Raw genomic sequence first — 24,341 nt, 5'->3', positions numbered from 1 at the left:
ATGACACAAAGTGTCCTATCGGATATGGTCGTGTCATCCACTTCCGTCACCGAGGAGCTGCCATGGGCACCACGTTCGACGATTCAAAATCCGACCTGATGCATCGCGCGGAGCAACGCTTCGCGGAGAACTTCACCGGAGGTCAGTGGTCCACGCGCCAGAAACTGGCGCTGACCTGCCGCGCGCTGTCCGACCGCGGTCATGACTCCGGCCTGGCCGGACAGATCACCGCCCGTGCCGAGGCGCCCGGGACCTATTACACCCAACGGCTCGGCCTGGGATTCGACGAGATCACCGACGCCAATCTTCTGCTCGTCGACGAAGACCTCAACGTGATCGAGGGCGAGGGGATGGCCAACCCCGCCAACCGATTCCACAGCTGGATCTATCGCGCCCGTCCCGATGTCCAGTGCATCGTGCACACCCACCCGTTTCATGTCGCTGCACTGTCCATGCTGGAGACCCCGTTGATCGTCTCGCACATGGACACCACGCCGCTCTACGACGACTGCGCCTTCCTGCCGCTGTGGCCGGGGGTCCCGGTCGGAAACGAGGAGGGCGAGATCATCTCCGAGGCCATCGGGGACAAGAAGGCGATCCTGCTGGCGCACCACGGCCAGATCGTGGCCGGCGCCAGCGTGGAGGAGGCCTGTTCGCTGGCGGTGCTGATCGAGCGGGCCGCCGCACTGCAGCTGGCGGCCATGGCCGCCGGGACCATCAAAGAACTCCCGGAGAAGCTGGCCCGCGAAGCCCACGACTGGACGTTGCTGCCCAACCGCAGCCAGGCCAACTTCGCCTACTACGCCCGCCGGGCTCTGGCCGGCCACCCCACTGTGATCAATCAGTAGAGGGATCACCCGATAAGCAAGGAGTCCCACGTGGCAGCACAGTTATATGGAGTCATCGGCTACCCGGTGACGCCGTTCCGCGACGGCGGAATCGATACCGCGGTCCTGACCACCGTCATCGACCGTCTCGTCAAGGCCGGGGTGCACGCCATCGCCCCGCTGGGCAGCACCGGTGAGCTCGCCTACCTCGATGAGGACGAGTTCGACACCTGCGTCGACGCGTCGGTCGCCGCGGTCGCCGGGCGCGTGCCGGTGCTGGTCGGTGTCTCAGACCTGACCACTGCGCGTACCGTGCGCCGCGCCCGCTATGCCGCGCAGGCCGGCGCCGACGCGGTGATGGTCTCGCCGGTGTCGTATTGGAAGCTGTGCGAACGCGAGATCATCGCGCACTACGCGGCCGTCTCCGACGCCATCGACATCGATATCGTGGCCTACAACAATCCGGCGACCTCGGGGATCGACATGAGTCCGGAGCTGCTGGTGGCCATGTCCGAGGACATCGAGCACGTCACCATGGTCAAGGAATCCACCGGCGATCTGAGCCGGATGCTGCGGATCGCCACGCTGTCCGACGGGCGCCTGCCATTCTTCAACGGCAGTAATCCGCTGGTGCTCGATGCGCTGCGTGCCGGGGCGGCCGGCTGGTGCACCGCGGCACCCAACCTACGTCCGCAGCCTTGCCTGGACCTCTACACCGCGGTCACCGCCGGTGAACTGGACAAGGCCCAGGCTTGCTACGACGACCTCAAGCCGCTGCTGGAGTTCATCGTGGCCGGCGGGCTGCCCACCACGGTCAAGGCCGGCCTGGACATGCTCGGGGTGCCGGCCGGAGAACCGCGCCGCCCACTGCTGCCGCTCGACGAGGCGGGCCAGGCCGAGCTGCGCGAGCTGCTCTCGCGCTGACCCAGGGCTAACCCAGGTCAGCGGCGGCGAAGGTGTCGCACTGGTTGGGGTCGCCGCTCTGATAGCCGACGGTGAACCAGTGCTGACGCTGTGCTGACGCACCGTGGGTCCAGGACTCCGGGTTGACTCGACCGGTGGCGGCCTGCTGAATGCGGTCGTCGCCCACCGACGACGCCGCCGACAACGCATCGCTGATGTCTTGGTCGGTCAGCGGCTGCAGGAACGGCACCCCGGTGCCCTCCTGCTTGGTCACCGATGCGTAGTGCGCCCAGACCCCGGCGTAGCAGTCGGCCTGCAGCTCGGTACGAACCCCGGCGCCGGTCGCGCCCTGCGCGCCGGTCTGGGCCCGGCCGAGCACGCCGAGCAGGTTCTGCACGTGGTGGCCGAACTCGTGAGCGACCACATACTCCTGCGCCAGGGGCCCGCTGCTGGAGCCGAACCGGTCGACGAGCACCTTGAAGAAGTCGGTATCGAAGTAGGCGGTCTGGTCCGCCGGGCAGTAGAACGGTCCGACCGCACTGCTGGCCGCCCCGCAGGCGGTGGACGTCTGTCCGCTGAACAGCTCTACGCGCGGACGCGTGTAACCACGCAGCAGGTCCGACCACACCGCGTCCACCGAGTTGGCCGTGGCGACCACCCGGCATTGCACGTATTTATTGGCGTCCTTGCCGGTGCGGCATTTGTCGAGGTCGAAGCCCGGCGACGTGTACTGACCGCGATCCACGGGCTGCTGGCTGAGCACCTCGCCGGGATCGGCTCCCAACAGCAGCGCCACCACCAGAATCACCAGCCCGGCAACGCCACCGCCGATCGCAATCCCACGACCGCCGCCGCCTGAGGAGGTGGTGCTGGTATCGATCTGCATACCCTCGTTGAAGGTCATCGCACGCTCCGTGGAGTTGTCCGTAGTTAGATGGTGCCCGCCGACCGATTGGGGCACCTTAGCTTCGCATACCGGCGCCCGCCGCCAGGCCCGGTTCAGCGTGGTTGAACGCGTCCAATCCCGCGCCTTGGCTAAGTGAATAGAGCTTTGTCTGACCAGATCCCAAAGCTTTACTGAATGTTTGTCGTCGTGCTGTACCCCGAGGTCGCGCCGGTGTTACGTTCTGCATCCGGCCGCAATAGGACGCTTCCAGCGACGGCTGCCGCAGCTACCTGCCCCAGGATTCAAGAGAGGTCGTCTGCTCGGTGAACGCTTCAACTCGTAGTCGCAGGGCCCCGTGGTGCTCCGGCCACGAGTTGTCGTTCGCCTCGGGCGCCCCAGCTTTATCAGACCGTTATTACAACTGTCCGCTAGAGTGACGTACGTCAAGTATTGACGCCGACTTCGAGTACCCAACACTTCCCGAGACGCTTGCACGACCCCCCAGGAGGAACAATGTCGTTCGTAACCGCTCAGCCAGAGATTCTGACGGCGGCCGCCGGAAGCCTTTCCGGAATCGGCGACTCGATGACCGCGGGGGTCACCGCCGCTGCTGCTCCTACCACTGGTGTGACCGCGCCTGCCGCCGACCTGGTGTCGGCGATGACTGCTGCCCACTTCTCGGTTCACGGCTCGCTGTTCCAGGAGGTCAGTGCTCAGGCGGCAGCAGTGCACCAGCAGATCGCGGCCACTTTGGGTAGCAACGCGAACGCTTACGCCCTCACCGAGGCTGTCAACGCCACGGCTGCTGGCTGAAGCGGGGCGCCTCAATGAGTTTCAGTGTCTTTCCGCCCGAGATCAACTCCGGGCTTATATATACCGGGCCCGGTTCGGGTCCACTGCTGGAAGCCGCGGCGGCGTGGGCTCAGCTGTCGAGCGAGTTGATGACGTCGGCCACCGCGACGCATTCGGTGATTGCCAATCTGGACTCGACCTGGACTGGGGCCGGCTCGGCGGCGGCGACCACCTCCACCGCGCCGTATGTGGCCTGGCTGGAGCAGGCCTCGGCGACCGCCGCCAACAACGCTGCGCTGGCCACCCAGGCAGCCGGGCTGTTCGAAGCGGCGCGGGCCGCATCCGTGCCGCCCGCGGTGATCGCGGCCAACCGGGCGATGCTGCTGGCGCTGATCTCGACCAACTTCTTTGGCCAGAACACCCCGCTGATCCAGGCCACTGAGCACCAGTACGAAGTGATGTGGGCGACCGACGGCGCCGCGATGGACACCTACAGCGGTTCTGCGGAGGCGAACAACAATGCGCTGCAGCAGGTGTCGACACCGCCGCAGTCCGCTCAGGCGACGACGCAGGGGACACCGGGATCGGCCGATGGCGGTCCGGTCGTCACTCCGCCTAACACCGGGCCGTCCGGTTATGACTTGGCCACCGTGGGTGGGCTGCTCGACGCGATCGGCATGAAGGACATGGCCACCGCACTCGGATTGGACCCGAGGCTCTCGGCCACCACGATCTCGCAGCTGATGATGCCGGTTAACACGTTGAGCACGCCCGCGATGATGTTGGTGCGGTTCCTGCCGATGCTGATGCAGTTCGCCCGGATGGGCGGAGCGGCCGGAACGGCGGGCACGCTGGCCGGACAGTCGGCGGCCGGGGGCGCCGGCACCCTGATGACCCAGATCGGCGACTTCGTCAACGACAAGCTGCAAGGTGCGGTCGGCGTGCTGGCCGGCCACTTCAGCTCGGCCACGAGCGCCATCTCCGCCAAGCTCGGCCAAGCCGCCTCGATGGGCGCGCTGAAGGTGCCGGGAGCCTGGGCGTCGGCCGCCGACGGCATGGTCCGCGCCGCGCCGGTACTGCCTGCCACCACGGTCAGCGCCCCGGTCCAGACCATGTCGGCGGGACTGCCGGGCGGCCCGTTCGGCCACGCCATGATGGGCGCGATGGCCGGCCGTGGCATGGGCGCGATAGCCGCCAAGGCCCCCAAGGTTATGCCCCGTTCGCCGGCTGGCGGGTAGCGGAAGGGGCCTGAACACACACACGTGTCCGCCGGGTCGGCGCCCGGCTATCACAACGAATTGAAGAGCAAGAGGGAGAAAAAGCATGGCAACACGTTTTATGACTGATCCGGACGCGATGCGTTCGATGGCGGGCCGTTTTGATGTGCACGCGCAGACGGTGGAGGACGAGGCTCGTCGGATGTGGGCGTCCTCGACGAACATCTCCGGTGCTGGCTGGGGTGGTCTGGCGGAGCGGACTTCGATGGACACCATGGGTCAGATGCAGACCGCGTTCCGCAACATCGTGAACATGTTGCACGGTGTGCGCGACGGTCTTATTCGCGACGCTAACCACTACGAGCAGCAGGAAGCTGCGTCGCAGCAGATCCTGTCGGGCAGCTAGGCAGAAGGAGAACCACGAACATGTCGATCAATTACCAGTTCGGTGATGTGGATGCCCACGGTGCGTTGATTCGTGCCCAGGCTGCTTCGTTGGAGGCTGAGCACCAGGCGATCGTGCACGATGTGCTGGCCGCCGGTGACTTCTGGGGTGGCGCCGGTTCGGTGGCGTGCCAGGAGTTTGTGGCGCAGTTGGGCCGCAACTTCGCGGTGATCTACGAGCAGGCCAACAGCCACGGTCAGAAGGTGCAGTCGGCCGGCAACAACATGGCCAACACCGACGCTTCGGTCGGCTCCAGCTGGGCCTGACCCAAGCCAATCGCGATCAAGAAACCGGCGCAGCCTGCGGGCTGCGCCGGTTTCTTGCATTCTGGGGAGAGCGGGACGGCCGGCGCTAAGCCGACAGTGGCCGGGGCTAATCAGCCCCGGCCACTGTGTCAGCGCGTCTAGTGTGCTGTGGTCAGCCCGTGATCGCTGCCGACGAGCATGCACCCAGCACCGTGGTGGACAGGAACGTCGCGGCATTGGCCAGGTAGTTGTCGGTCGGGTCGTAGGTCGGCAGCGCCAACACGAACGCCCGCCGGTACTGGGCGGACAGCTCCGCGAAGTCCTGCAGGGTGGGGTTATTGCTGCGGCGGCCCAGCTGCTGCATCTTGTTGGCCAGGCTGATCATGATGGGACCCACCGCCAGGTTGACCGCCTTCTGCTGCGGGTTCCAGTAGGTCCCCGGGATGCTGGGGTCGATCCCGTGCCATTCGGCGGCGTCGACCCCGAACTTGTCCAGCGTGGCCTTCCAGTCCGCGCACACCGGATTAGATCCGGTCAGGTATCGCTGCGGGTTGGCCGGGTTGCCCGGCGAGGCGGTCTTCGTGGGCGCGCTCTGCGCTTCGACCAGCGGGGCGCGGGTCGCCGCCGAGCCGTTGTTGGCGGCGGCGCAGATCGCCGCCAGCGCCGATGCCGCACTGTGCGCAGTGCCGGCCAGGGCGGCGTCCCGCTCGGTGTAGGTGGGAATGTGCTCGACGAAGGTCCGCGCGTAAGCGATGAACTGCTCGTAGAGTTCGCGCATCACCCGGTGCGGGGTCAACTTCACCAGACCGACGGTCTGGGCGGCAGCGTTGCGCACCACCTGGCCGGCGGCCAGGTACTGCTTCTTCTGCTCGTCACTCCACGCCGAAGCCGGAATCGACTGGTCGCGCTCATTCCACTTCCCCTGTCCCAGCATCGACAGGGTGCTCGACAGGTTGCTGCTGATCGATGTCCACGCGGTACAACTGGGGTCATCCATGATGATCGAGACCGGAGCCGTGTCGTCCGCGCTGGCGATACCCGCCGTCGCCGCGCTGCGGCTGGAGGCCGAGCCGTCCAGCGAACTCTTGCCGGGGTCACCGCCCAGCAACACCACCGCGACCAACACCAGAGCAACCACGGCCAGCACGACTACCGCGGCCAACCCCCATTTGAGGCTCTTGTTCTGTTTAGGGGCGTCGGCCTCGTCGTAGTCCTCGTCTTCGTCCTCGTCGTCGTAGTCAAAGTCGAGGTCATCGGTGCCGTTAGTCACAGTGAGCCAGCTTAAAGCACCGACCGGCGCGGGGCAGTGTCACGAGAGGGCTCTAGACTTGGCGACCGTCAAACCGTTATCGAACTAACCGTCACCAAGGGGGTATTTCGTGCTGCGCAGCCACGACGCCGGCTCACTGCGGGCTAACGACGCCGGGCTCAGCGTCACGCTTGCCGGTTGGGTGGCGCGTCGACGTGACCACGGCGGTGTCATCTTCATCGACCTGCGCGACGCCTCCGGGGTGGCGCAGGTGGTGTTCCGCGACGCCGCTGTCCTGGAGCAGGCGCACCGTCTGCGGGCCGAGTTCTGCGTGGCGGTCACCGGTGTCGTCGAGGTTCGCCCCGAAGGCAATGAGAATCCCGATCTGCCCACCGGGGCCATCGAGATCAACGCGACGGGGTTGACGGTTCTCAATGAGTCTGCCGCTTTGCCGTTTCAGCTCGACGAGTCCGCCGGCGAGGAAGCCCGGCTCAAGCATCGCTACCTGGATCTGCGTCGCGAAGACGGGCCCGGCGCCGCACTGCGACTTCGTTCGCGGGCCAACGCGGCCGCCCGTTCGGTGCTGGCGGAGCAAAACTTCGTCGAGATCGAAACGCCCACGCTGACCCGCTCCACTCCCGAAGGTGCCCGCGACTTCCTGGTTCCGGCGCGGCTGCAGCCCGGTTCGTTCTACGCGCTGCCGCAGAGTCCACAGCTGTTCAAGCAGCTGCTGATGGTGGCCGGCATGGAGCGCTACTACCAGATCGCCCGTTGCTACCGCGACGAGGACTTCCGCGCCGACCGGCAGCCGGAGTTCACCCAGCTGGACCTGGAGATGAGCTTCGTCGACTCCGAGGACGTGATCGGCATCGCCGAAGCGGTGCTCAAGGCGCTGTGGGCGCTGATCGGCTACGACCTGCCGTTGCCGCTGCCTCGGATGACCTACGCCGACGCGATGCGCCGGTTCGGCTCCGACAAGCCCGACCTGCGTTTCGGCCTGGAACTGGTGGAGTGCACAGAGTTCTTCTCCGACACCACCTTCCGGGTCTTCCAGGCCCCGTACGTGGGTGCGGTCGTCATGCCCGGCGGGGCGTCGCAGCCGCGCCGGACGCTGGACGGCTGGCAGGAGTGGGCCAAGCAGCGCGGCGCCAAGGGCCTGGCGTACGTGCTGGTCGGCGAGGACGGAGAGCTGTCCGGGCCGGTGGCCAAGAACCTGACCGATGCTGAGCGTGCCGGGCTGGCCGGGCACGTGGGTGCGGCGCCGGGGGACTGCATCTTCTTTGCGGCCGGACCTGCCAAGCAGTCTCGCGCGCTGTTGGGGGCGGCTCGTGGTGAGATCGCTCGGCGCCTGGACCTGATCGACCCGGACGCCTGGGCGTTCACCTGGGTGGTCGACCCTCCGCTGTTCGAGCCCGCCGACGACGCCACCGCCGCCGGCGACGTGGCCGTCGGCTCCGGCGCGTGGACTGCGGTGCACCACGCCTTTACCTCGCCCAAGCCGGAGCACGCCGGCAGTGTGGAGACCGACCCCGGCTCGGTGCTCGCGGACGCCTATGACGTGGTGTGCAACGGCAACGAGATCGGCGGCGGCTCGATCCGTATTCACCGCCGCGACATTCAGCAGCAGGTCTTCAAGGTCATGGGGATCGACGAGGCGTCGGCGAACGAGAAATTCGGATTCCTTTTGGACGCCTTCAGTTTCGGTGCACCGCCGCACGGCGGTCTGGCGTTCGGCTGGGACCGGGTGGTGGCATTGCTGGCCGGTGTCGACTCGATCCGCGAGGTCATTGCGTTCCCGAAGTCCGGTGGCGGCATCGATCCGCTGACCGACGCACCGGCGCCGATCACCGCTGCGCAGCGCAAGGAAGCCGGCATCGACGCGGTGCCCCAACAGCGCTGAGGTAGGCGCTAGACAGCGGCGGGGCGGTCGGCAAGGCTGACGGCATGGATTCGGCTGAGTTCGCCCGCCTGGTCGTCGCCAACATGCCGTTCGCGGCGGCGTTGCAGATCGAGATCGCTGAACTGTCACCCCAAGAGGTGCGCGCGACCATGCCGTGGGCTCCGGAGCGCTGCACCACCGGTGGCATGCTGCACGGGGGAGCGCTGATGGCGTTTGCCGACACCGCCGGAGCGGTGTGCGCGGTGGTCAACCTGCCGCAGGGCGCGAGCACCTCGACGATCGAGTCGAAGACCAACTTCTTCCGCGCGGTGCGTGCGGGCGTGGTGACGGCGACCAGCATTCCGCTGCACGTCGGCCGTACGACGATCGTCGTGCAGACCGACCTGACCGACGACAACGGCAAGCTGGTCGCCCGGGTCACCCAGACCCAGGCGGTGCTGTCGGCGAAGGCGCCGTAGCCGGGCTCACCAGAACGGTTTGAGCAGCTGACGCATTGCCGGCGGCACCCAGCCCTTCACCGACGACGGGAATACGCGTCCCGGCCCGCATTTCGGCCAGGCATACGGACCCTGCTCATCGAGAACCCGAGTGGCGACCGCGATCTGTTCTTCTCGCGACGCTTTCGCCGGAGATCCCACACCGCCGAATGCGCGCCACGTCGATGGCTTGAACTGCAAACCGCCGTAGAAGCCATTACCGGTATCGGCGGCCCAGTTGCCGCCCGATTCGCATTGGGCGACCGCATCCCAGCCCATCGCCATGTTGTCTGCATGAGCCACGCCGGCTGAAGACAGCAGTGTGCCCACAATCCCCCCGGTGATCAGCCCGGACGTGGCCCAAGTCAGCTGCCGCCGTCCAAACTGCACGACACGCCGTGCCGTGTTCCGGTACATATCACAACCTCCGTGATAGGTGTCTATCAGTGAGGTTTCAGAGCATAACGCGATAAATGATGAAATTGCACATTTTGGTCACCTAAAGATGCAAATGGGTTTGTTGTTATAAATTGAGGCAAAAGTAAACAGCAGTTGTTTGAGTTAACGAAGTTGTGATTGTTACGTATGTTGCGAGAGATCTCTTAGAAATTAAGAGAATTTTGAGTTGCTAATGTTGCTGAAGTGACTATTGGGGCCAGAGTGGTAGTTGGCTAGTCGCGGAGAAGGGGCCTCCCGGCGTGGGCTGGCCGAGAAAAAATCGCCGGAATCGCGCACCCGGTTCCCCGGCGGCATGGCCGGACGCCCCTAGGCGGATGGCCCCGACCCGCCGCGCCCGGCTCCGCCGGGCTCGCGATCGGCGCTAGGCTGCCTCGGGTGGCCGACCGCTATGGAACCGACATCCTCGCCAGCAACCCGCACGCCGCCCGCAGAGTCCGCTCGGTGGAGGTGCCTCTAGAGCGCGGCATGGTGGTCGAAGACGCCGAAAGCGGCTTCGTCGGGGCCGTCGTGCGCATCGCCTACGGGCGGATGGATCTGGAGGACCGGCACGGCCGCACCCGCGGCTTCCCCGTCGGCCCGGGCTATCTGATCGACGGCAAGCCGGTGATTCTCACCGAGCCTCGCCCGGTCGCACCCACGGCGCCGGTCCGGACGGCGTCGGGCTCGGTGGCGGTACGTGGCGCACGCGCCAAGGTCGCGCTGGCCAGCCGCATCTACGTGGAGGGCCGCCACGACGCCGAACTCGTCGAGCAGGTCTGGGGTGAGGACCTGCGCATCGAGGGAGTGGTGGTTGAATACCTCGGCGGCATCGATGACCTGGCGGGCATCGTCGCCGAATTCCAGCCCGGGCCCGGCCGCCGGCTCGGGGTGCTGGTCGACCATCTGGTCGACGGCTCCAAGGAGACTCGCATCGCCGAGGCGGTGCGCCGTGGACCCGGCGGTGCACACACCCTGATCGTCGGGCATCCCTACATCGACATCTGGCAGGCGGTGAAGCCGGAGCGGCTCGGAATGCAGGCGTGGCCCAAGATTCCCCGCAACGTGGAGTGGAAGCACGGGATCTGCGCCGCGCTGGGCTGGCCGCACGCCGGTCAGGCCGATATCGCCGCGGCCTGGCAGCGCATCCGGGGCCGGGTGCGGGACTGGACCGACCTGGAGCCGGATCTGATCGGCCGGGTCGAGGAGTTGATCGACTTCGTGACGCAACCGGTTCAATCCGGCGGTTAGCGAGCCTCGACGGAGGAGAGGCGAAGCTGGACCGGCGGTTAGCGATTCGGCTGAATCGGGCCACCGAGGTCGTCTGAGCCGGTTGGATGGCAGGCATGAAAACAATTGCCGCCGTGGCGCATGCGCCCAACCAGCCTTTCGAGATCATGGAATTGGACCTCGACGGGCCCGGTCCGGGCGAGGTGCTAATCAAGTTCACTGCGGCCGGGCTGTGTCACTCGGACCTGCACCTGGCCGACGGGGATTGGCCGTCCCGGTTCCCGATCGTCGGTGGACACGAAGGCTCCGGGATCATCGAGGACGTCGGTTCCGGGGTCACCAAGGTCAAGCCCGGCGATCACGTGGTGTGCTGCTTCATCCCCAGTTGCGGAGCCTGCCGGTACTGCTCGACCGGACGGCAGAACCTGTGCGACATGGGGGCCACCATCCTGGAGGGCTGCATGCCCGATGGCACGTTCCGGTTCCACTCCGGTGGAACCGATTACGGCGGGTTCTGCATGCTGGGCACCTTCGCCGAGCGGGCCACCGTCTCGCAGCACTCGGTGGTCAAGGTCGATGACTGGCTGCCGCTGGAGACCGCGGTCCTGGCCGGCTGCGGCGTGCCCACCGGGTGGGCGACGGCCAACTATGACGGCGGGGTGCGCGCCGGGGACACCGTGGTGATCTACGGCATCGGCGGGGTCGGCATCAACGCCGTACAAGGCGCGGCGCACGCCGGCGCCAAGTACGTGGTGGCCGTCGACCCGGTGGAGTTCAAACGCGAGACCGCCTTGAAGCTGGGTGCCACGCACGCGTTCGCCACCGCCGACGAGGCGATGGCCAAGATCGCCGAGCTGACCTGGGGGCAGATGGCCGACCAGGCGCTGATCACCGTCGGCGACCTCGGTGAGGCCGTGACGACCGCCGCGATCAACACCGTCGGCAAGGGCGGCACCGTCGTCATCGCCGCGATGGCCCGGCTGGAGGACCTCGACGTGCAGGTGTCGGGCACGATGTTGGCCCTGTTCGGAAAGACGATCAAAGGCACGCTGTTCGGTGGGGCGAACCCGCAGTACGACATCGTGCGACTGCTGCGCCTCTACGACGCGGGCCAGCTCAAGCTCGACGAGTTGGTGACCCGCCGCTACACCCTGGAGCAGGTCAACGAGGGCTACCAGGATCTGCGTGACGGCAAAAACATTCGCGGGGTGATCATGCACCGCTGACGTCACGGTGTTCAGGCGGGAATGGTATGCCTGAAGGCGTGTCCGACGGCCTGTTCGACCTCACCGGTGCCCCGGCGCCCGAACCCGGCGCCGCCCCGTCCACGCCGTTGGCGGTGCGGATGCGTCCGGCGTCCCTCGATGAGGTGGTCGGCCAGGATCACCTTCTGGGGCAGGGCTCGCCGCTGCGCCGGCTGGTCGACGGCTCCGGGGCGGCCTCGGTCATCCTCTACGGGCCGCCCGGCACCGGCAAGACCACGCTGGCCTCGCTGATCTCCGGCGCCACCGGACGCCGATTCGAGGCGCTCTCAGCGCTGAGTGCCGGGGTCAAAGAGGTGCGCGCCGTGATCGACACCGCGCGACGTGCCGCCGCCTACGGCGAGCAGACCGTGTTGTTCATCGATGAGGTGCACCGCTTCTCCAAAACCCAGCAGGACGCATTGCTGGCGGCGGTGGAGAACCGAGTGGTGCTGCTGGTGGCCGCCACCACCGAGAACCCGTCGTTCTCGGTGGTCGCCCCGCTGCTGAGCCGGTCGCTGATCCTGCAGCTGCGGCCACTGGGGCCCGAGGACATCGCCACGGTGGTGCGGCGCGCCATCGACGACGAACGCGGCCTGGGCGGACGCATCGAGGTGGCACCCGACGCGGTCGACCTGCTGGTTCGGCTGGCCGCCGGCGACGCCCGCCGGGCGTTGACCGCCTTGGAAGTGGCGTCGGAAGGGGTGGCGGCGGGCGAACAGATCACCGTCGAGATCGTCGAGGGATCCCTGGATCAGGCCGCGGTGCGTTACGACCGCGACGGCGACCAGCACTACGACGTGATCAGCGCGTTCATCAAGTCGGTGCGCGGCTCCGATGTCGACGCCGCGTTGCACTACCTCGCCCGGATGCTGGTCGCGGGGGAGGACCCGCGGTTCATCGCCCGCCGGCTGATGATTCTGGCCAGCGAAGACATCGGGATGGGCGATCCGACCGCGCTGCAGACCGCGGTGGCCGCCGCGCAGACCGTCGCGTTGATCGGCATGCCCGAGGCGCAACTGACCCTGGCGCACGCCACGGTGCACCTGGCCACCGCGCCGAAGTCCAACGCGGTGACCACCGCGCTGGGCGCGGCAATGGCCGACATCCGGGCCGGCAAAGCCGGGGCGGTGCCGGCGCACCTGCGCGACGGGCACTACGCGGGAGCGCAGTCACTGGGCAATGCGGTCGGCTACCGCTACGCCCACGATCATCCCGACGGTGTTGTGCCGCAACAATATCCACCCGACGATCTGGTGGGAGTGGACTATTACCAGCCCACCGGTCGGGGAGTGGAACGCGAGATCGGCGGGCGACTGGCGCGACTCAGGGCCATCATCCGGCGCCGCTAGCTCACCAGGCGTGCTTTTCGTCAGCCGGCCGAGCCGGTCTGGCCCAGCCAGTCGGCGAGGGAGCGTCCGGCGTCCAGAACGTGCTGCTCGGCAATGGCGCGCGCGGCTTCAGCGTCGCGGTCGGCCAGGGCCTGCACCAGCTTGCGGTGGTCTTCCAGTGAATGGTGCTCGTGCTCGGGGAACACCGTCAGGAAGTTCGTCGGTACCACCCGCGCCGCGTGCCGGATCTGGTTGAGCAGTTGCGGCGAATGTGCGGCCCGATGAATCTCTTGGTGGAACTGCCAGTTGGCGTCGCCGATGGCGTCCGAGCCGCGCAGCGCCTCAACTTCGGCGGTCAGCGTCCGCAGGCGCTCGACGTCGGCAGAGGAAATCCGCTCGGCGGCCCAGGCGGCGGCTTGGCCGGTCAGCACGCCCAGGATGGTGAAGCTGTCCAGTACGTCCTCGGGGCGGATGCCGATCACCGTGACGCCGCTGCGCGGTGCGACCTCCACGAGGCCTTCGTAGGACAACTCCAGCAGGGCCTCGCGCACCGGCGTGCGGCTGGTGGCGAACTCCGTGGTGATGGCGTCCAGGTCGAGGCGGGTGCCGGGCGCCAATTCACCGGTGAGGATGCGGTTGCGCAACTCGCGGGCCGCGCGCTCGCGCACGGTGCCCCCGATGTCGACATTGTTGGCCGCCACAGGCGAAGCGTACACGCCTTTGAAACTCAATAGTTGATATCTGATATATCAGATGATAGACAGTGGGGTATGACGAAACGGACCGATCAGATGGCGCTGGTCGCCTTCATGCAGGCCGGCAACGCCTCGGTGTACGCCGGATCGTGGCGCCACCCCGCCAGCGAGCACGGCTACCTCGACGCCTCTTACTACGCCAAGATCGGCCGGCAGCTCGAAGAAGGCTGCTTTGATCTGATGTTCTTTGACGACAGACTCGCGATGCCGGGCATCTACGGCGGTTCGGTCGCCGAAGCGGTTCGCTACGGAGCGCGGCCGGTAAAGCTGGATCTGTCCGTGGTGCTCGGCGTTCTCGCCCAGGCGACCGCGAAGATCGGCTTGGGCGCCACGTACTCCACCACGTACTACCCGCCGTTCCACGTGGCCCGCACCTTCGCCAGCCTCGACCACCTGTCGGGCGGCCGGGCAGCGTGGAACGTGGTGACCTCGGTCAATGACAGTGAGGCGCACAACTACGGCCTGGAAAGCCATCTCAGCCACGACGAACGCTACGACCGCGCCGACGAGTTCCTCGACGTCGTCGCCGGGCTCTGGGACACCTGGGAAGACGGCGCGATCGTGGCCGATCGCGGCGCCGGCATCTTCGCCGACCCGGCCAAGGTGCACGAACTCAACCACATCGGCGAGTACTTCTCCTCGCGTGGACCGTTGACGGTGCCGCGCACCCCGCAGGGCCGTCCGGTGATCCTGCAGGCCGGGTCGTCGGGCCGCGGCCGCGATTTCGCGTCCCGCTGGGCGGATCTGATCTTCACCGGAGACCCGGGTATCGAGGTGGCGCGCAGCCACTACGCCGATCAGAAGGAACGTATCGGCGACTCCGGGCGTGATCCGGCGACAGTGAAACTCTGCCCGATGGCCTACGCGGTGGTCGGCGAAACCGAGGCCCAGGCCAAAGACCGCGAACAGATCCTGCTCAACGACCTGGTGCACCCGATGGCGTCGCTCACGCTGCTCTCGGAGCTGATGAACTACGACTTCGCCCAGCACAACCTCGACGATCCGATCACCGACGAGCTGATCGCGTCGGTGTCAGGAATCCGCGGTCTGGTGCAGAACCTGCGCGCCCACATCGGCGGTGATATCACGTTGCGCGACCTTGCCGGGCATCGGGCCACCCTGCTGCAGGGACCACGCTTCGTCGGTACCGGCGCTCAGGTCGCCGACCAGATGCAGGAGTGGTTCCATGGCGGCGCCTGCGACGGATTCGTCTTGGCCGCAACGCATTCGCCGGGTTCCTACGAGGACGTCGTCCGCATGGTCGTCCCGGAGCTGCAGCGTCGCGGACTGTTCCGCACCCACTATGAAGGCAACACCCTGCGTGAGCACCTGGGCCTACCCCGGCCCGCCGCGGCCGCCGTGCCAGCATGACGGGGGCGATGCTTGCCGGCGTCCGAGTGCTCGACCTGGCGACCTTGGCGGCCGCGCCACTGGTGGCGACCTATCTCGGCGAGTTCGGCGCCGATGTCATCAAGGTCGAGCAACCCGGGTCCGGGGACCCGATCCGTGGCTGGGGCAACCAGCGCGACGGGGTCGGTCTGATGTGGAAGTCGGTGTCGCGCAACAAGCGCTCGATCACCTGCAACCTGCGGGTGCCCGAAGGCCAGGAGCTGGTGCGCAGACTGGCGGCCACCGCCGATGTGGTAATCGCCAACACCCGTCCGCAGACCCTGCGCGGCTGGGGGTTGGACTACGAGGCGCTGCGCGCGGTCAATGACCGCATCGTGATGCTGCACATAACCGGCTTCGGGCTCTCCGGTCCCAAGAGTGAGAGGCCGGGCTTCGGCACCCTCGGTGAGGCGATGAGCGGCTTCGCCAACATCACCGGTGAAGCCGACGGTCCGCCCACTCTGCCGCCGTTCATGCTGGCCGACGGCGTCGCGTCGCTCAACGCTGCCTACGCGGTGATGATGGCGCTGTATCACCGCGACGTGCACGGCGGGCCGGGTCAGCTGATCGACGTCAACCTCATCGACCCGCTGGCGCGCCTGCTGGAGCAGACCCTGCTCGGCTACGACCAGCTCGGGTTGGTGCCGACCCGGGCCGGCAACCGCTGGGACATCTCGGCGCCGCGCAACACCTACCGCACCGCCGACGGTCGCTGGCTGGCCATGTCGGGCAGTTCACCGGCGTTGGCACTGCGGGTGTTTCGGGCGATCGGGCGCGCCGATCTGGTGGACGACGCCGATTTTTCCGACCCGCAGCGCCGGCTGGCCCGCGCCCGCGAAGTCGACCAGGTGGTCGCCGAGTGGGTGGCGACCAAAACCCTGGACGAAGCCATGGCGGTGCTCGACGCCGAACAGGTCGCGGCCGCAGCGGTGTACGACATCACCGACCTGGTCGCCGACGATCAGCTGGCGCACCGCGAAGTCTTTGTCCAGGTCGAGGACGACGAACTGGGCGCGATGACCGTCCAGGCCCCGGTGCCACGCTTCTCCGACGCGGCCGGGCGCGTCGAGCACCTGGGCCCGCGCCTGGGGGAGCACAACACCGAGGTCTACCGCGAACTGCTCGGCCTCACCTCATCCGACATCGACGACCTGCGCGCCCGTGGCGTGTTGTGAGTTAGGAGATCAGCCCATGCTCTTACGCCGTTCCGAGCTGGCCGTACCGGCCGCCAACGACAACATGTTCGCCAAGGCGGCCGCATCGCAGGCCGACCTGGTCTTCCTCGACCTGGAGGATGCGACCGCGCCCGCCGAGAAAGTCGCCGCTCGCGCCAAGGTGATCACCGCGCTGAACGAACTGGACTGGGGAGCCACCGCGCGCGCCATCCGGATCAACGGTCTGGACACGCAGTGGTGCCACGACGACATCATCGAAGTGGTCACCGCCGCCGGGGCCAATCTCGACACCATCGTCGTCCCCAAGGCCTGCACCGCCCGCGACGTTTGGTGGGTCGACCTGCTGCTCACCCAGCTGGAGGCCAAACTCGGTCTGGAACGCCCGATCCGCCTCGAGGTGCTCATCGAGGAGGTCGAGGGGCTGGCCAACGCCGAGGAGATCGCCACGGCCAGCCCGCGGATCGATGCGTTGATCTTCGGGGTCGGGGACTTCTCGCTGTCCCAGGGCGCGCGGGTGGACACCAACTTCGTGCCGATCTGGGACTACCCGGGCGACTTCTGGCACTACGCCCGCAACAAGGTGATGGTCGCGGCGCGCATCGCCGGCATCGAGGCCATCGACTCGCCCTACCCCGACTACGCAAACCTCGAGGGCTACGAGCGCGAGGCTCGCCGGTCCTCGCTGTACGGCTTCACCGGCAAGTGGGCGATTCACCCCACCCAGATCCCGGTCGCCAACGCGGTGTTCTCGCCGACCGCCCAGGAGATCGCGCTGGCCGAACGCAATATGGCCGCCTACCGCGAGGGCGAGGCGAAGGGGCTGGGCGCGGTCGGGGTCGACGGCGTGCTGGTTGATGCCGCGCACGTCAAGATGGCGCAGAACACCCTTGCCCGGGTAGCCCTGATCAACGGGCAACGCTGACCGGGGCGGCTCCTACCCTGGAGCCATGAACACCGAAGTTCTCGACATCGACACCTCGCGCCGGCGCACTGTCGACCTCACTGAGCAGGTGCGGTCGTTCTGCGCGGGCCACGGTGACGGGTTGTGCAACGTCTTCGTGCCGCATGCGACAGCTGGGGTCGCGATCATCGAGACCGGAGCCGGATCCGACTCCGACCTGGTCGACACGCTGGAGCGGCTGCTGCCTCGTGACGACCGCTACCGGCACGCCCACGGGTCACCGGGCCACGGAGCCGACCACGTGCTGCCGGCGATCGTGGCGCCGTCGATCACCGTCCCGGTGGCCGAGGGTGAGCCGCTGTTGGGAATTTGGCAGTCGGTCGTCCTGGTCGACCTGAACCGCGACAACCCTCGCCGAAGTGTGCGATTGAGCTTCATCGACGCCGGCGCCACCTGAGGATCCTTGCCTGCTGAGAACGCGATCGGCAGCCCGGTACTGTAGTGCCGTCTAAATGGACGAGACGGCGGGAAGCGATAGATAGTGCAGACACACGAGATCAGGAAACGCTTCCTCGATCACTTCGTGAAAGCGGGCCACACCGAGGTGCCCAGCGCTTCGGTGATCCTGGATGACCCCAACCTGTTGTTCATCAACGCCGGCATGGTGCAGTTCGTGCCCTTCTTCCTGGGCCAGCGCACGCCGCCGTACGCCACCGCCACCAGCATCCAGAAGTGCATCCGTACCCCGGATATCGACGAGGTGGGCATCACCACCCGGCACAACACCTTCTTCCAGATGGCCGGCAACTTCTCGTTCGGCGACTACTTCAAGCGCGGGGCCATCGAGCTGGCCTGGACACTGCTGACGGGAAGCGTCTCCGACGGCGGTTACGGACTGGACCCCGAACGGCTGTGGGCCACCGTCTATCTCGACGACGACGAGGCCATCGCGTTGTGGCAGGAGATCGCGGGATTGCCGCTCGAGCGGATTCAGCGCCGCGGCATGGCCGACAACTACTGGTCGATGGGCATCCCCGGCCCGTGTGGCCCGTCGTCGGAGATCTACTACGACCGCGGCCCGGAGTTCGGTGTCGACGGCGGCCCGGTCGCCAACGAGGACCGCTACATCGAGATCTGGAACCTCGTTTTCATGCAGAACGAGCGCGGCGAGGGCACCTCCAAGGAGGACTTCGAGATCCTCGGGCCGCTGCCGCGCCAGAACATCGACACCGGCATGGGCATCGAGCGGGTCGCCTTCCTGCTTCAGGGCGTGCACAACGTCTACGAGACCGACCTGGTTCGCCCGGTCATCGACCTGGTCGCCACCCGCGCGCCGCGTGGCTACAGCACCGGCAATGACGCCGACGACGTGCGATACCGGATCATCGCCGACCACTCCCGCACCGCGGCCATCCTGATCGGTGATGGCGTGAGCCCCGGCAACGACGGACGCGGCTACGTGCTGCGCCGGCTGCTGCGCCGAGTGATCCGCTCGGCCAAGCTGCTGGGCATCGAGGGCCCGATCGTCGGCGAGCTGATGGCAACCGTGCGCGACGCCATGGGCCCGTCGTACCCAGAACTGGTCACCGATTTCGACCGGATCAACCGGATCGCGGTCGCCGAGGAGACCGCGTTCAACCGCACCCTGACCTCGGGCTCGAAGCTGTTCGAGGACGCGGCGGCAGCCACCCGGTCCGCGGGGGTCACCGTGCTCTCCGGCAGCGACGCCTTCGCCCTGCACGACACCTACGGTTTCCCGATCGAACTCACCCTGGAGATGGCCTCGGAGGCCGGGCTGCAGGTCGACGAGGCCGGGTTCCGCACGCTGATGGCCGAGCAGCGGCAGCGCGCCAAGGCCGACGCCGCCGCGCGCAAGCACGCCCACGCCGACCTGAGCGCCTACCGGGAGCTGATCGACGCCGGGCCCACCGAATTCACCGGGTTCACCGAGCTCACCACCGAAGGCCGCATCCTGGGCATCTTCGTCGACGGCAAGCGGGTGCCGGTGATCTCGCACGAGGATGTCGCCGCAGACCGCGTCGAGCTGGTGTTGGACCGCACCCCGCTCTATGCCGAGGCCGGCGGACAGATCGCCGACGCCGGCACCATCAGTGCCGGGACGGCCCAAGCCACCGTCACCGATGTGCAGAAGATCGCCCAGACACTGTTCGTGCACCGGGTCAACGTCGAGTCCGGCGAATTCGTCGAGGGTGACACGGTCACCGCAGCGGTGGACCAGGGCTGGCGCAAGGGCGCCACCCAGGGCCACTCGGGCACCCACATGGTGCACGCCGCTCTGCGGCAGGTGTTGGGGCCCAATGCGGTTCAGGCCGGCTCGCTGAACCGGCCCGGTTATCTGCGATTCGACTTCAACTGGCAGGGCGCGCTCAGCGACGATCAACGCCGCCAAGTCGAGGAGGTCACCAACGAGGCGGTACAGGCCGACTTCGAGGTGCACACGTTCACCGAAGAACTCGAGAAGGCCAAGGCCATGGGCGCCATGGCGATGTTCGGCGAGAAGTACCCCGAGAAGGTGCGCGTCGTCGAGATCGGCGGCCCGTTCTCACTGGAACTGTGCGGCGGCACCCACGTGCACAACTCGGCGCAGATCGGTCCGGTCACCATCCTGGGCGAATCGTCGGTCGGCTCCGGTGTGCGCCGCGTCGAGGCCTACGTCGGGCTGGACTCGTTCCGGCATCTGGCCAAGGAACGGGCGTTGATGGCCGGGCTGGCCTCTTCGTTGAAGGTGCCCTCGGAGGAAGTGCCGGCTCGGGTCGCCAACCTGGTCGAGCGCCTCAAGGCCGCCGAGAAGGAGCTGGACCGCGCCCGGCTGGCCAGTGCCCGAGCGGCTGCCGCGAACGCGGCCGCCGGCGCCGAACAGATCGGTAACGTGCGCCTGGTGGCGCAGCGGATGTCGGGCGGTATCGGCGGAGGCGACCTGCGTTCGCTGGTCGGCGACATCCGCGGCAAGCTGGGCGAGGGCCCGGCCGTGGTGGCGCTGATCGCCGATGGTTCGGATTCGCAAGGCAGCGTTCCGTATGTCGTGGCCGCCAACGCCGCCGCGCAAGAGCTCGGGTTGCGCGCCGATGATCTGGTCAAGGACCTGGCGGCGGCGGTGTCCGGCCGCGGCGGTGGCAAGGCCGATCTGGCGCAGGGCTCCGGTAAGGACTCCGCCGGGATCGAAGCCGCGCTCGCGGCGATCCGCGCGGCGGTCGCCCGGAGCGCGCCGGCGTGACCTCACCCCACCATCGCACCCCGGACCGGCCCGGCGGGCCGGACGATCCCGGCCGCGGACGACGGCTCGGGGTGGATGTGGGCAGTGTGCGGATCGGGGTGTCGTGTAGCGACCCCGACGGACTCTTGGCGACCCCGGTGGAGACGGTGCGACGTCACGCCTCCGGCTCACACCTACGGCGACTCGCTGACCTTGCCGACGAATACGACGTTGTCGAAGTGGTGGTGGGATTGCCCCGCACCCTGGCCGACCGGGCCGGCTCGGCTGCCGAGGACGCCATCGCGATGGCCGACGACCTGGCCCGGGTGCTGGCCGGGCGACGTCGGCTCGCCCCGGTGCGGCTGGCTGACGAGCGCCTGAGCACCGTCAGCGCGGCGCGGTCGCTGCATGCGGCCGGGATGCGCTCCAAGCGTCAGCGTTCGGTGATCGACCAGGCCGCCGCGGTGACGATCCTGCAGAGCTGGCTCGACCAGCGCCGGGCCCTGAGCGCGCCGGCCCCGACGGAGGACAACGATGTCTGATCAACGATCCGGGACGGCTCACGACAAGTCCGGGAAGAGGGCCACACCGGAAGCGGTAGGGCCGCCGAGACGCCGGATGAGCCGGACCCAGCGGGCTCGGGAGAACCGGCGGCGACGCCAGCTCAACCGGCACCGCCGGATCGCCCGCGGCCTCGGTGTGGCGCTGATCGTCCTGGTCGCGATCGCCGGGGTCTTCTTGGGCTCCAAGTACTGGCACTCCAGCGGTCCCGTCGTCGACTTCACCGGTGGCGGCGGCGAGCAGGTGTTGATCGAGGTGCATGAGGGTGACTTCACCACCGCGATCGCCGAAACCATGTTGGAGGCGGGGGTGATCGCCAACGTCGGAACGTTCCTGGGCGCCGCGCAGGGCAACTCCGCCATCGCGGCGATCCAGCCCGGCTTCTACCGGTTGCGGGCCGAGATCCCGGCGGCCACCGCGGTGCAGCAGCTCGCCGACCCGCAGAATCGGGTGGGCAAGCTGGTGATTCCGGAGGGTCGTCAACTCGATGACACCACGGACATGAAGACCGATCGGGTGACGCCGGGAGTGTTCACCCTCATCGCCGAGGCGAGCTGCCTGGACCTCAACGGTGACCGCACCTGCCTGAAAGCCCAGGATCTGCGGCGCGCCGCGGAGATCGAGACGCCACAGGCACTGTCGGTGCCCGAGTGGGCCTTGGGGCCGGTCAGCAAGTTGGGGCGCGACCACCGACGCCTTGAGGGGCTGATCACGGCGGGCACCTGGAACGTCGACCCGACCGCGTCGGCGCCTACCGTGCTGTCGAAATTGATCAGCCAGAGCAGCGCGGAGCTGGACAAGTCCGGCCTGCCCGGCACCGCCGTGCAGCTGGGCATGACGCCCTACGAGATGCTGGTGGTGGCTTCGCTGGTGCAGCGCGAAGCGTTGCCGCAGGACTTCGCCAAGGTGGCCAGGGTCATCGACAACCGGCTGGGGGAGCCGCAGCGGCTGGAGTTCGACTCGACGGTCAACTATCCGCTGGACCGCCAGGAGGTGGCCACCACCGACGCCGACCGGGCCAAGGTGACGCCGTGGAACACCTACGCCTCCGACGGCCTGCCGGCCACCCCGATCTGCTCACCGGGAACGGACGCCCTGCATGCCGCCGAGCATCCGGAGCCCGGCGACTGGCTGTACTTCGTGACGATCGACAAGGACGGCACCACTTTGTTCACGCACAACTACCAGCAGCACCTGAACAACATCGAGATGGCGCTGGACAACGGTGTCCTCGACAGCTCCCGCTGAGCCCGGACCGCGCCGGGCCGCGGTGCTCGGTTCGCCGATCGCCCACTCGCGCTCACCGCAACTGCACCTGGCGGCCTACCGGGCGCTCGGTCTGCTGGACTGGACCTACGAGCGCATCGAGTGCGACGCCGAGGACTTGCCGGCGCTGGTCGCCGGTTTCGGGCCGGAGTGGGTCGGCGTCTCGGTCACCATGCCGGGCAAGTTCGCGGCCTTGGCGTTCGCCGACGAACGCACCCGGCGCGCCGAACGCATCGGCTCGGCGAACACGCTGGTACGCACCGCAACCGGATGGTTGGCCGACAATACCGACGTCGACGGGGTGAGCGGGGCGCTCGGTTCGGTATCGGGGTCAGCGATCGTGCTGGGCTCCGGCGGCACCGCCCCGGCCGCGGTGGTGGCGCTGACCGAATTGGGTGCCAGCCACATCACGGTGGCCGCACGCAACGCCGACAACGCCGCGCGGGTGGTGGCGTTGGCCACCGAGGTCGGTGTGCCGGCTCGCTTCTGCGCACTCGATGACCCCGACCTGGCCGCGGCGGCCGCCGGCGCGTCGGTAGTGGTCAGCACACTGCCGGCCGATGTCGCCGCCCGGTATGCGCCGATCCTGGCCGGTGTGCCCGTGCTGCTGGACGCCATCTACAACCCGTGGCCCACACCGCTGGCAACCGCGGTGAGCGCGGCCGGCGGCACCGTGATCAGCGGCCTGCAGATGCTGCTGCATCAGGCGTTCACCCAAGTTGAGCTGTTCACCGGTCGGCCCGCGCCCCGCGCGGAGATGACTTGCGCGGTCGCCGACCTCGGCTGAGCATGACGCCATGGCGGCGGAAGTGGTGGCGGCGGGGACGGTGCTGGTGTGGCTGACGCTGCTGAGTGGCTACGACATCCGGCAGCGCCGACTGCCGAATTGGTTGACGCTGCCTGCGGCGGTGCTGGTTCCGGCAGTGGCTGCCGCGGTGGGCCGAGGCCCGGCGGCGCTGGGCGGCGCGGCGGCTCTTACCGGGGTCTATCTGGTCGTTCATCTGATCGCCCCGGCCGGATTGGGCGCCGGCGACGTCAAGCTGGCTGTCGCGCTGGGGGCGCTGACCGGTTCCTTCGGCGCCGGCGTGTGGCTGCTGGCCGCGCTGACCGCACCGCTGCTGACCGGGCTGTGCGGGCTGTTCGTGGCGACGGCGGGCCGCGGGCGCACGGTGCCGCACGGGCCGTCGATGTGCCTGGCCAGCGCCCTGGCAGCGGGCTTGGGCCTGGGGTGAACAGGTGCACGCCGGCGGCCGTTCAGCGCTGCAATGCTCAGGGAACGTAAATTAACGTCGAGTGTGACCTTGTCAGGAAACGTTTGCCGCTCAGCCCATTATTAGGTAACATCGATCGTATTGAACTGCTGCTGACCGGTGCGTAGCCAGAGGGGGTGACCGTGAAGCGAGCTGTAGTTGGGGGCGTGGCAGCTGCTGCGGTTGCCGCCAGTGGCGGCATTGTCCTTGCCAGCAACATGGCATCACCGTCCTTGCCTGACGTGCAGGTTCCGGCGATTCAGCTGTCCAGCGCAGAAGGAAACGACGCCACCGTGCAGTGGCTGGACCTGTTCGCGCAGACCTCGGCCGCCAACGCGGACTCCTTCGGCGGCTACCTGCTGGACCCGAGTTCCGCTGTCCCACCGGGTGAATCGCCGTTAGTGCTGATCGACCCGGAGACCTCCGCGGAGGACTTCGACCAGATCCTCGACGGGGTGGTCGGCAATGCCGGTAGTCAGCTCAATGCGGTGACCTCGCCGAGCAACGGCCGCGACGCCGTCACCTACCTGATCCTCAAAAACGGTTCCTGAACCCGGCTGGCGGGTCTCGAGCCGAGATCGAATCTCGGTTGTCGCTGCACTGAGCAGCCTGTGTGTGCAACCGTAAACTCCTCCAAGCCCGGGCGGGCCTGA

General features: G+C 67.7%; 25 protein-coding genes. 21 read left to right on the top strand and 4 right to left on the bottom strand.

Translation table 11 applies throughout. From position 1 onward, the window contains the following. Nucleotides 1–62 precede the first annotated feature (62 nt). On the top strand, nt 63–848 hold the full coding sequence (locus RCP37_RS12185; protein ID WP_308483372.1) for an aldolase: 786 nt from the start codon (nt 63–65) through the stop codon (nt 846–848). A 30-nt stretch (nt 849–878) separates the two neighbouring features. Continuing rightward, nucleotides 879–1,751: a dihydrodipicolinate synthase family protein gene (locus tag RCP37_RS12180; protein ID WP_308483371.1), complete on the top strand. Its 873-nt coding sequence runs from the start codon at nt 879–881 to the stop codon at nt 1,749–1,751. Nucleotides 1,752–1,758: 7 nt separating this feature from the next. Here RCP37_RS12180 and ypfJ read toward each other — a convergent pair whose 3' ends face one another. Next, the gene (gene ypfJ, locus RCP37_RS12175; RefSeq protein ID WP_308483370.1) at nt 1,759–2,634 is read right to left on the bottom strand and encodes a KPN_02809 family neutral zinc metallopeptidase; all 876 of its coding nucleotides are present in this window, start codon (nt 2,632–2,634) and stop codon (nt 1,759–1,761) included. A 495-nt stretch (nt 2,635–3,129) separates the two neighbouring features. Between ypfJ and RCP37_RS12170 the strand changes: the two genes are divergently transcribed. From RCP37_RS12170 to RCP37_RS12155, 4 genes are all read left to right on the top strand, one after another. Next, nucleotides 3,130–3,429, top strand: coding sequence for a PE family protein (locus tag RCP37_RS12170; RefSeq protein WP_308483369.1), 300 nt, complete (start codon nt 3,130–3,132; stop codon nt 3,427–3,429). 14 nt (nt 3,430–3,443) lie between these two features. Then, the gene (locus RCP37_RS12165) at nt 3,444–4,646 is read left to right on the top strand and encodes a PPE family protein (protein WP_308483368.1); all 1,203 of its coding nucleotides are present in this window, start codon (nt 3,444–3,446) and stop codon (nt 4,644–4,646) included. A gap of 85 nt (nt 4,647–4,731) precedes the next feature. Further along, nucleotides 4,732–5,031 carry a WXG100 family type VII secretion target gene (locus tag RCP37_RS12160; protein WP_083022909.1) on the top strand — a complete coding sequence of 100 codons (300 nt, stop codon included), beginning with the start codon at nt 4,732–4,734 and terminating at the stop codon, nt 5,029–5,031. A 20-nt stretch (nt 5,032–5,051) separates the two neighbouring features. After that, a complete protein-coding gene (locus RCP37_RS12155) occupies nt 5,052–5,336 on the top strand; it encodes a WXG100 family type VII secretion target (protein ID WP_047317298.1) in 285 nt (94 codons plus the stop codon). A gap of 151 nt (nt 5,337–5,487) precedes the next feature. Here RCP37_RS12155 and RCP37_RS12150 read toward each other — a convergent pair whose 3' ends face one another. After that, complete coding sequence (locus RCP37_RS12150) at nt 5,488–6,585, bottom strand: ESX-1 system-associated protein (protein WP_308483367.1); 1,098 nt, start codon at nt 6,583–6,585, stop codon at nt 5,488–5,490. A 109-nt stretch (nt 6,586–6,694) separates the two neighbouring features. Between RCP37_RS12150 and aspS the strand changes: the two genes are divergently transcribed. Both aspS and RCP37_RS12140 read left to right on the top strand, forming a co-directional pair. Then, complete coding sequence (aspS, locus tag RCP37_RS12145; RefSeq protein ID WP_308483366.1) at nt 6,695–8,464, top strand: aspartate--tRNA ligase; 1,770 nt, start codon at nt 6,695–6,697, stop codon at nt 8,462–8,464. Nucleotides 8,465–8,508: 44 nt separating this feature from the next. After that, a complete protein-coding gene (locus tag RCP37_RS12140) occupies nt 8,509–8,922 on the top strand; it encodes a PaaI family thioesterase (protein ID WP_308483365.1) in 414 nt (137 codons plus the stop codon). A gap of 6 nt (nt 8,923–8,928) precedes the next feature. Here the strand turns inward: RCP37_RS12140 and RCP37_RS22190 are convergent, their stop codons facing one another. After that, a complete protein-coding gene (locus tag RCP37_RS22190) occupies nt 8,929–9,357 on the bottom strand; it encodes a transglycosylase family protein (RefSeq protein ID WP_373693007.1) in 429 nt (142 codons plus the stop codon). Nucleotides 9,358–9,774: 417 nt separating this feature from the next. Between RCP37_RS22190 and RCP37_RS12130 the strand changes: the two genes are divergently transcribed. From RCP37_RS12130 to RCP37_RS12120, 3 genes are all read left to right on the top strand, one after another. Further along, nucleotides 9,775–10,626: a DUF3097 domain-containing protein gene (locus tag RCP37_RS12130; protein ID WP_308483364.1), complete on the top strand. Its 852-nt coding sequence runs from the start codon at nt 9,775–9,777 to the stop codon at nt 10,624–10,626. A 95-nt stretch (nt 10,627–10,721) separates the two neighbouring features. After that, the gene (locus tag RCP37_RS12125) at nt 10,722–11,831 is read left to right on the top strand and encodes an NDMA-dependent alcohol dehydrogenase (RefSeq protein ID WP_308483363.1); all 1,110 of its coding nucleotides are present in this window, start codon (nt 10,722–10,724) and stop codon (nt 11,829–11,831) included. A gap of 26 nt (nt 11,832–11,857) precedes the next feature. Beyond that, on the top strand, nt 11,858–13,198 hold the full coding sequence (locus RCP37_RS12120; protein WP_308483362.1) for a replication-associated recombination protein A: 1,341 nt from the start codon (nt 11,858–11,860) through the stop codon (nt 13,196–13,198). 20 nt (nt 13,199–13,218) lie between these two features. On the opposite strand, the gene RCP37_RS12115 is transcribed toward RCP37_RS12120, so the two are convergent. Continuing rightward, on the bottom strand, nt 13,219–13,878 hold the full coding sequence (locus RCP37_RS12115) for a GntR family transcriptional regulator (RefSeq protein ID WP_065041379.1): 660 nt from the start codon (nt 13,876–13,878) through the stop codon (nt 13,219–13,221). A 69-nt stretch (nt 13,879–13,947) separates the two neighbouring features. On the opposite strand from RCP37_RS12115, the gene RCP37_RS12110 reads away from it, so the two are divergent. The 10 genes from RCP37_RS12110 (at nt 13,948) to RCP37_RS12065 (ending at nt 24,239) form a co-directional block, all read left to right on the top strand. Continuing rightward, nucleotides 13,948–15,303, top strand: a complete 1,356-nt coding sequence (locus RCP37_RS12110) for an LLM class flavin-dependent oxidoreductase (protein WP_308483361.1) — start codon at nt 13,948–13,950, stop codon at nt 15,301–15,303. Between the two features lie 8 nt (nt 15,304–15,311). Then, nucleotides 15,312–16,496, top strand: a complete 1,185-nt coding sequence (locus RCP37_RS12105; RefSeq protein WP_308487060.1) for a CaiB/BaiF CoA transferase family protein — start codon at nt 15,312–15,314, stop codon at nt 16,494–16,496. Between the two features lie 16 nt (nt 16,497–16,512). Next, nucleotides 16,513–17,418 carry an HpcH/HpaI aldolase/citrate lyase family protein gene (locus RCP37_RS12100; RefSeq protein ID WP_308483360.1) on the top strand — a complete coding sequence of 302 codons (906 nt, stop codon included), beginning with the start codon at nt 16,513–16,515 and terminating at the stop codon, nt 17,416–17,418. Between the two features lie 25 nt (nt 17,419–17,443). Continuing rightward, a complete protein-coding gene (locus tag RCP37_RS12095; RefSeq protein WP_308483359.1) occupies nt 17,444–17,854 on the top strand; it encodes a secondary thiamine-phosphate synthase enzyme YjbQ in 411 nt (136 codons plus the stop codon). 84 nt (nt 17,855–17,938) lie between these two features. Next, nucleotides 17,939–20,632, top strand: coding sequence for an alanine--tRNA ligase (gene alaS, locus RCP37_RS12090; RefSeq protein WP_308483358.1), 2,694 nt, complete (start codon nt 17,939–17,941; stop codon nt 20,630–20,632). After that, complete coding sequence (gene ruvX / locus RCP37_RS12085) at nt 20,629–21,153, top strand: Holliday junction resolvase RuvX (protein WP_308483357.1); 525 nt, start codon at nt 20,629–20,631, stop codon at nt 21,151–21,153. Before alaS ends, ruvX begins: the two co-directional genes overlap by 4 nt. Beyond that, on the top strand, nt 21,146–22,420 hold the full coding sequence (locus RCP37_RS12080; protein WP_373693006.1) for an endolytic transglycosylase MltG: 1,275 nt from the start codon (nt 21,146–21,148) through the stop codon (nt 22,418–22,420). Before ruvX ends, RCP37_RS12080 begins: the two co-directional genes overlap by 8 nt. After that, entirely contained in the window at nt 22,398–23,225 is an 828-nt protein-coding gene (locus RCP37_RS12075; protein WP_308483355.1) for a shikimate dehydrogenase, read from the top strand. The genes RCP37_RS12080 and RCP37_RS12075 overlap by 23 nt, the downstream gene beginning before the upstream one ends. Nucleotides 23,226–23,235: 10 nt before the next feature. Next, nucleotides 23,236–23,670: a prepilin peptidase gene (locus RCP37_RS12070; RefSeq protein ID WP_308483354.1), complete on the top strand. Its 435-nt coding sequence runs from the start codon at nt 23,236–23,238 to the stop codon at nt 23,668–23,670. 185 nt (nt 23,671–23,855) lie between these two features. Continuing rightward, a complete protein-coding gene (locus tag RCP37_RS12065) occupies nt 23,856–24,239 on the top strand; it encodes a hypothetical protein (protein WP_308483353.1) in 384 nt (127 codons plus the stop codon). Nucleotides 24,240–24,341: the final 102 nt, after the last annotated feature.

It is taken from the genome of Mycolicibacter sp. MU0102, from assembly GCF_963378105.1.
Lineage (GTDB): Bacteria > Actinomycetota > Actinomycetes > Mycobacteriales > Mycobacteriaceae > Mycobacterium > Mycobacterium holstebronense.
This window is presented reverse-complemented; position numbering and strand designations above follow the sequence as displayed.